Here is a 329-nt window from a genome sequence, read left to right as displayed (position 1 = left end):
AGGGTAGCGCTGAGGAGATGGTCCCCGCAGAAGACATACAGGGGTCACGACACGAAAGTGTACTTTACGTACGCTTAGAGTGAACCCAACAAGAACGTTGAGGCTGTTCTGCTGAGAGTTCGATAGACAGTTGGCCGAGAAATAGAAAACAGTTCTGAAAGATCGCTGATGGAGTAATCGCCGGTATCATACATCCGGCGAAGCTCTTTTTGCTGACGTTCAGAAAGCTTGGGTTTCTTTCCGCGTAGTTTACCTTTGTCGCGTGCAACGGCCATCCCTTCACGAGTACGCATCCGGATCAGATCGGCTTCAAACTCCGCGAAAGTCGC

Annotated in this window: 1 protein-coding gene; it reads right to left on the bottom strand. The window is 50.8% G+C overall.

Annotation, left to right across the window (positions count from 1 at the left end; all coding sequences use genetic code 11):
- Positions 1-74: 74 nt before the first annotated feature.
- Positions 75-329 (bottom strand): helix-turn-helix domain-containing protein (locus tag B7449_RS18060; protein ID WP_148431420.1); only part of this gene is annotated, 255 nt, incomplete at its 5' end.

The sequence above is a fragment of the Komagataeibacter intermedius TF2 genome (assembly GCF_000964425.1).
In the GTDB taxonomy this organism is placed as follows: domain Bacteria; phylum Pseudomonadota; class Alphaproteobacteria; order Acetobacterales; family Acetobacteraceae; genus Komagataeibacter; species Komagataeibacter intermedius.
The sequence above is the reverse complement of the archived record's forward strand: the minus strand, read 5'-3'. Positions and strand labels throughout refer to the sequence as shown.